At 47.5% G+C, this 7,508-nt stretch carries 5 protein-coding genes; 4 read left to right on the forward strand and 1 reads right to left on the reverse strand.

What is annotated here, in order from left to right:
• The first annotated feature begins 14 nt into the window (after positions 1 to 14).
• The 3 genes from DVO77_RS02080 to DVO77_RS02090 all read left to right on the forward strand — a co-directional run bounded on the left by DVO77_RS02080 (position 15) and on the right by DVO77_RS02090 (position 4,416).
• Positions 15 to 1,001, forward strand: a complete 987-nt coding sequence (locus DVO77_RS02080) for a DmsE family decaheme c-type cytochrome (protein WP_119977069.1) — start codon at positions 15 to 17, stop codon at positions 999 to 1,001.
• A gap of 11 nt (positions 1,002 to 1,012) precedes the next feature.
• Positions 1,013 to 3,112 (forward strand): MtrB/PioB family decaheme-associated outer membrane protein, encoded by a 2,100-nt coding sequence (locus DVO77_RS02085; RefSeq protein ID WP_119977070.1) that lies wholly within the window; start codon positions 1,013 to 1,015, stop codon positions 3,110 to 3,112.
• 149 nt (positions 3,113 to 3,261) lie between these two features.
• Complete coding sequence (locus DVO77_RS02090) at positions 3,262 to 4,416, forward strand: sugar diacid recognition domain-containing protein (protein ID WP_119977071.1); 1,155 nt, start codon at positions 3,262 to 3,264, stop codon at positions 4,414 to 4,416.
• 53 nt (positions 4,417 to 4,469) lie between these two features.
• On the opposite strand, the gene DVO77_RS02095 is transcribed toward DVO77_RS02090, so the two are convergent.
• Positions 4,470 to 6,182 carry an RluA family pseudouridine synthase gene (locus DVO77_RS02095; RefSeq protein ID WP_119977100.1) on the reverse strand — a complete coding sequence of 571 codons (1,713 nt, stop codon included), beginning with the start codon at positions 6,180 to 6,182 and terminating at the stop codon, positions 4,470 to 4,472.
• A gap of 714 nt (positions 6,183 to 6,896) precedes the next feature.
• Here DVO77_RS02095 and DVO77_RS02100 point away from each other — a divergent pair.
• Positions 6,897 to 7,205, forward strand: coding sequence for a hypothetical protein (locus DVO77_RS02100; RefSeq protein ID WP_119977072.1), 309 nt, complete (start codon positions 6,897 to 6,899; stop codon positions 7,203 to 7,205).
• The last annotated feature ends 303 nt before the right edge of the window (positions 7,206 to 7,508 follow it).

Genomic DNA, 7,508 nt, shown 5'->3' on the forward strand with positions numbered 1-7,508 from the left:
TTAGGAAGTCTATTATGAAAATCACCAATAAATTAACCCGCTTTATACCAGCAATGATTGCTGCTGCGCTGCTCTCGTTTGGCGCCAGTCAAGCAACCTACGCTGCCAAGTGGGACGCCAGCATGACACCGGATGAAGTGGAAGCCACCTTGGACAAGAAGTTCGCCGAAGGTCACTATTCACCTAAAGGCGCCGACTCTTGCTTAATGTGTCACCGCAAGTCTGAAAAAGTGATGGATCTGTTCAAAGGTGTCCATGGTGCAATTGATTCAAGCAAAAGCCCCATGGCGGGCCTGCAATGTGAATCATGCCACGGCCCAATGGGTAAGCATAACAAGGGCGGCAAAGAGCCAATGATCGATTTCGGTCCTACCTCTAGCTTGTCTGCTGAAAAGCAAAACAGTGTCTGTTTAAGCTGCCACCAAGACGATAAGCGTATGTCATGGAATGGCGGTCATCATGACAATGCCGATGTGGCTTGTGCCTCATGTCACTCAGTGCATACCGCCAAAGATCCTGTGCTATCAAAAAGCACTGAAATGGAAGTATGTACAAGCTGCCATACCAAGCAAAAAGCGGATATGCATAAACGCTCAAGCCACCCAATGAAATGGGATCAAATGGTGTGTAGCGATTGTCATAATCCTCACGGTAGCGTGTCTGATGCGGATCTGGTTAAGCCAAGTGTCAATGAAACCTGCTACTCATGCCACGCTGAAAAACGCGGCCCAAAGCTGTGGGAACATGCACCCGTAACTGAAGATTGCGTTGCGTGCCATAACCCACACGGCAGCGTAAACGAAGGGATGCTCAAGACCCGTGCACCCCAGCTATGTCAGCAGTGCCACTCGTCAGCACATAGCGGTCAAGCACTATTTGGTAATACGGCTCAAGGCGCTAGTGTTACTGATAACGCAATGACCGGCGGTCGCAGTTGCTTAAACTGCCACAACCAGATCCATGGTTCTAATCATCCATCTGGCAAGCTGTTTCAGCGTTAGGAGACGACAACATGAAATTTAACTTAAATTTAGTCACTCTAGCCCTCATCGCTAACGCCAGTGTGTTTGTGCCTAATATCGTGCTCGCCGATGGCTATAATCTTCAACAGGCTAACACTAGCAAGGTGCAGCTGGACAAGTGGGAATGTAAGCGCTGTGATGTTCCAACTGGCGTCTCAGGTACGGTTGGCGCGGGCATTGGCTATAACGACAGTGATGATATCCGCTCTGCCAATGCATTTGCCGCAGAAAACGAGTTTGCCGGTAAGGTCGATGCCGATGTGAATTACATCAGTAAATCGGGCTACCGCGCCTCTGTAGAAGCACAAGACTTAGGCATGGAAAATGGTCGTTTAGAGGTGAATACCGGCAAAGTTGCACAATACAACTTCAACCTGAATTATCGTCAAATTGCGACCTACAAAACCGACAGTGCTATGACCCCTTACCAAGGTGTGGGTGGCGGCGATTTAACCTTGCCGAGTAACTGGCAAACCGCCGGGTCAAGCCAAGAGATGAGCCAGCTTTACGCCAGCTTAACGCCGCAAGAATTGTCGCTTAAACGTAAGCGTGCTGGACTTGGGCTAAGCTACCAAGGTGAAGAGTTATGGAGCGCTTACATCAAGTATCAGCGTGAAGATAAAACCGGACTAAAGTCAGCATCTGGCAGTTTCTTTAACCAGTCGATGATGCTTGCCGAACCCGTTGATCACACCACTGATAACCTTGAGGCCGGCATTAAACTCAAAGGCGATAATTGGTTTACCGCGCTCAACTATTCAGGTTCGAGCTTTAAAAACCAATACAGCCAACTGACGTTTGATAATGCGTTCAACCCAACTTTTGGGGCGCAGACCCGAGGCACTATGGCGCTTGACCCAGACAACGAAGCCCATACGGTATCGTTGCTAGGCCAATATCACCTAGGGAAAACGGTAATGAGTGGCCGCGTGCACTATGGTCAAATGACGCAAGATCAAGCCTTTGTTACCTCAGGCTACGGTTATCAACTGCCAGCTGAATCACTGGATGCGCAGGTCGATATGAGTGGCGCTAACCTTAAAGTGGTGTCGCGCTTAAATCGTACTGTGCGTGTAAATGCCAGCTACGACTACAGCGACCGTGATAATCAAACCGAGATTGAACAGTGGACGCAGATCAGCATCGACTCCACCAGCGGTAAAGTGGCTTACAACACGCCTTATGATATCACCACCCATCGTGGTAAATTGGGCGCCGATTTTCGTATCAGCCGCGGCATGAAGCTCGATGCGGGTTACGATTACCGTCGTGATGAGCGTAGCTACCAAGATCGTGAAACCACAGATGAAAATACACTTTGGACCAAGTTCCATATCAGTGCATTTAACAACTGGGATATGTGGATCAAGGGCAGCTATGGCGAACGTGATGGTTCTCAGTATCAAGCATCACAGTGGACTTCAAGCGAGTCGAACGAACTGCTACGTAAGTACAACTTAGCCGATCGCAAACGCAGCATGGTCGAGGCTCGTGTGAGCCACACGCCTATCGATGCGCTGACTATCGATCTAGGTGCACGCTACGCACTGGATGATTACAACGACACCCAAATTGGCTTAACTGAATCGACCGATCTTAGTTACGATATCAATGCCAGCTACTTGATCACCGATGACATGATGGTTAACGCCTTCTACAATCGTCAAAATATCGATTCGGATCAGTCAGGTAGCACCAACTTTGGTGCCGCTAACTGGTTTAGCCAAATCGAAGATCAAGTCGATGTGGTGGGTGCCGGCTTTAGCTACAACAACCTGTTAGAAAATAAACTGCGTTTAGGCGTAGATTACACCTATTCAGATTCAAGCAGTAATACCCAAGTCACTCAAGGCATAAGCGGTGACTATGGCGATTACTTTGCCAAAGTGCACAACGTCAATGTCTATGGCCAATACCAGGCCACCGACAAAATGGCGCTGCGTCTTGATTACAAAATGGAAAACTATCAAGACAATGACCCAGGCAATAGCATCGCTCCCGATGGTATCTGGAATGTGGTCAGCTTTGGTAGCAACAGCCATGATTACACCGCCCATTTGGTGATGTTAAGCATGAGCTATAAGCTATAAGGGTTATCGCCTTATGTAAAAAACCCGCTTAACGAGCGGGTTTTTTTTATGCCCTATTCCACAGCTATCAACAAAACGGCAACGCAGATCTAGTGCCACCGACCAATTTACCGTAAGCTCGTGTAAAACCATAAGCGCGTAATAACACTGTGTACCTATTAGACTCCCCGCTCGCACAACAGATTGTCGATCGCACCATGGCGATTATCGGCCACAATATCAATGTAATGAATAACCAAGGGGTTATATTAGGCTCTGGTGACAAGAATCGCATTGGCTCTGTCCACGAAGGCGCCTTGCTCGCCATTAGCCAAAATCGTACCGTCAAGATCCATCAAGGCACCATAGCCAGCTTGCAAGGGGTAAAACCAGGCATCAATTTACCGCTGCACTACCAAGGTGAGATCATCGGAGTGATTGGCATTACCGGAGAGCCCGAACCCCTAATGGCGTTTGGAAAGCTGCTCAAGATGAGCGCCGAGATGATTGTCGAGCAAGCCAACTCCATCGAGCTTGCTCAATGGCAAAATCGCCAGCAGGAAGAGTTTATTCTGCAGCTGATTAAGGGCGAATATCAGCAATTAGAGCAACTGAGCACCAGAGCCGAACGTTTGGGTATAGATTTAACCATGCCGCGAGTCGCCGCCGTGATCCAAGTGCAAGAAGAAGGCAATGAGTCGAGCGCCAAATCGCTACTTAAACAGGTGCTTAATCTCTTAGAAACCCCCTCGCGTGGCAATCTTATCGCCATGACCTCCATGACAGAGCTGGTGATCCTCAAACCCGCCTTTCTCGATGGTAAGCAGTGGCGCGCCGAACTTGAAAGCCAACGTATCGACCAACTGCTCAAGCGTATACCGCCAGAGATGAGCGCCCAGCTTAATATCGCCTTGGGGCATTATTTTCCTCGTCCTGAAGATATTCATCGCTCTTACCAAACCGCTAAAGAGACCCTTAGGTTTGGTATGCAGATGCACCCGACACAGAATAAATACTTATTTGAAGATTATGCACTGCTAGTGATGCTATCTGGGCTGCAACAGGATTGGCGCGGTCAGCAACTACTTACCCCTTTTCAAAAGCTGGTCGAGCACGACAGTAACCAACAACTGCGTAAAACCCTTGCCGCCTACCTAAACCATTTTGGTGACCAAGGCACCTGTGCTAAGCAGTTGTATATTCATCGTAATACCCTGCGCTATCGGCTCGACAAGATAAGTCAGATAACAGGCGTCGAGTTGAGTAACCTTAACGGCCTGTTACAACTTTACCTAGGTCAAGCGCTATTCACCTCGCACACTTAGGCCTCTAATCTAGGGGGCTTCAGGAGTTAGGGTCTCACGTTGATGGCAGTCCCCTAAAATTCAGGCTCAACCTCAAAGGTCATGCGTGCCTGTGTTGTAGGGTGATTAAGCGCTAACTTCTGTGCATGTAAATGTAATCGCTCCGCTTTGGTGCCATATAGATCATCACCAATAATCGGCAGATTAAGCCCATCAACATGGGCACAATGCACCCGCAACTGATGAGTACGGCCAGTTTGGGGATAGAGGTATAGCCAAGTGTGTTTATCGTCTCGCGCCTTGACCTGCCACAGGGTGTGCGCCTGTTTACCATGTTCAAAACAGACCAATTGGCGCGGCCTATCGTCAAGATCGACTCGCAGTGGCAAGTTAATCTCGCCCTGCTCGCCTGCGACACTACCCGCCAGTTTTGCCACATAACGTTTCTCAACCGTGCGGCCAATAAATTGCTGCACCAGCGCCCTGTTGGCCTCTTTGCTTAAGGCTATAACCATCAGCCCCGAGGTCGACATATCCAAACGATGTACGATCAAAGGCCCCGTCGCCGTAGGAAACAACTGCTTCATGCGCGCATACACTGAATCGGTAATATTTTTCCCCGGCACCGACAAAAACTCAGCCGGCTTATTGATCACCGCCATCGCCTCATCTTGATACAAGATATCGATAGTTTTACCTTCTGCCGGATTATTCAATAACGGATTGTCATCCATCTCTATGCCTTTAAGCATATGGCTCAAAATCGGCTGGCATTTACCATGGCACGCACCATAAAACTGTTTATGCTGCTTCACCTCTGACTTTGGTGAAGCGCCCCACCAAAACTCGGCTATCGCCAGTGGCGTTAACTGCTGAGCAAAAGCGTATTGCAATAACTTGGGCGCGGCGCACTCGCCAGCCCCCGCTGGCGGCAGCTGATGGGGCGCATCGTTAAAAATTTGATTAAGATCTTGCAGCTCACCCGCTTGGTTCAAAAAGCGATACTGAGCGAACAGCTTTTGCTGCAAGGCGTTAGACTGCTTTGCCCGCCGTGCTTTAAGTGATTCAATCTCAGTCTCTAACAAGTGTAGCGAGGCGCTCATCGCTGCAATGAGGCTATCCCAATGCAGCTTTATCGCTTTAAGCTGGTGCTTTTCAGCCACACTCTCTTTACCCAATTGCACATTTAACGCGGCTAACGGCTCTGGGCCTAACTCAGCTTCCGCCTGAGCGCGCGTTAATTTGCGCGCTTTGCGCCCTTCGATAATAGCTGCGCGCATCGCTTCAAGCTCATCATCAGCCTGTTGCATTAATGTGGCCAACTGCTGCCTTAATCGCAATAACTCGCTCGAGGCCTCAAGCTCTGTTAACTCACGGGTTAACTGATTAATCGCCTGTTGCTCAGCATGAAAGAAGCTGTCTTTAGTCAACATATCAAATACTGGTGGCACAAAACCATCGATAAGATTTTGCTCAGCCAACTTGCCAGAAAATGCCGCCAAATAACCAATCTCGCCGCTGTTGTTGCGCACTAACAGCACACCAAACATCTTACCGATAACATTGTTTGTATCGTTACTAAGGCCAAAGTTATGCTGCCAATCCGTTTGGCTACTCAGATAAGCTTGTAACTCCTCTGCTGCCAAAACGCACAAAGGGTGCGGCTCATAATAAAACGGAAAGGTAAAACGCTCGGGTAGTTGATAACTCTCGATTGGCGATTTAAACGCGGTAAAACAGTGCTGAGCTTGATACTTAAGGGCTTGACCCTGTGAAGCTTGGTGCATGTGAGCTTGGTGCATAAATTGTTGACATCTTAACGGTGACTAAGCGAAACAAGGCTGGTACGGCACAAGGCCTGCACAGCAATAATGAGGCGTGATTTTACGCTGTCATGGCAGTGAAGTCATTATTTAGCAACCAGTGCAACATGAGGAATGTGGACCTTGAAATGAAGCTTTAGCATTTTTTAACGTTTGCTTGAGTAGCGTTTGGCTGAGTTTTCATTTATTGATGTGCTTTGAAGGCATGCCTTAATAGCCTGCCGCAGGCTGCTCGGTGAGTGAAGCATAGCTTCGTGCTTACGAACGAGAGACAGGGTGAGCTTGGCGACAGCCATATACTCGTGAACGAGAGACAGGGATGTCGAACTGGCTTTTGTATATGGATATATTTTGTCGAACTGGCTTTTGTATATGGATATATTTTGTCGAACTGGCTTTTAGATAGGGATATCGTTGTGCGCCATCCCTATACGCTCCACGGCGGCATCTGACCTCCATGGATGGAGGGAATGCCAAAAAATGTAAGGAACATTTTTGGCCATGCCGCCAAGGGTCAAAACCGCGTTTACACCTATCTCTAACGCTTCTTCGATTGGACTTCATTTGATACGACTAGTGAGATAAAGGCTAAGAAGTTTTTGCCCCAAAGTGTGGTGGCCTTGAAGTGAAGGTATGGCATTTTTTACTTTGTTTGGGTAATGATTGGCGGAGTCTTTTTTGGAACGGGTGTTTGAAGGTGAACCTTCATGGCAATCTATCACCTGCGGTGAGCTTATGTGCAAGCGCTCTTTTGGCTCGCCGCAAGCACGTCCGTGTGGGCTCTGCGAAATCATCCATGATTTCGAAGGCCAAAACCGCGCTTACACTTATATCTATCGCCTCTTCGATTTAGCCGTATTTGGTGTGAACTCAGAATTAAAAGCTAACGTACTTTTGCCCCCAAATGAGTTAACAAGTTGTCGGTGGTTCAGTAACGAGCAGACTTTCTGGCCTAGAAATTTTTATCGCTACACCCGCATGATGTAATCCACTACCGATCAAAAAACTGGATCATATACAGTTCAAGTTAAGATAATTACTATGAAAAAGATGCATAAATCGTTTGATTGGCGCATCGATAATACTAACTTTTAAACATTAACTCATTATTATCAATAGTTTGTAATATATATAAAAGTGCTATGCAGACCTCGTAAACACCTATGCATCATTTTATCTGTTAAATTGTCATGTTTAACCTGTATTTTTTGTTAAATAACATATTTACAACAAACACTTACAAGTGATATTTTGACGAAGAGACTTACAAGAAAGCAGGAGGTTATCCTG

Source organism: Shewanella algidipiscicola (assembly GCF_003605125.1).
GTDB lineage: Bacteria > Pseudomonadota > Gammaproteobacteria > Enterobacterales > Shewanellaceae > Shewanella > Shewanella algidipiscicola.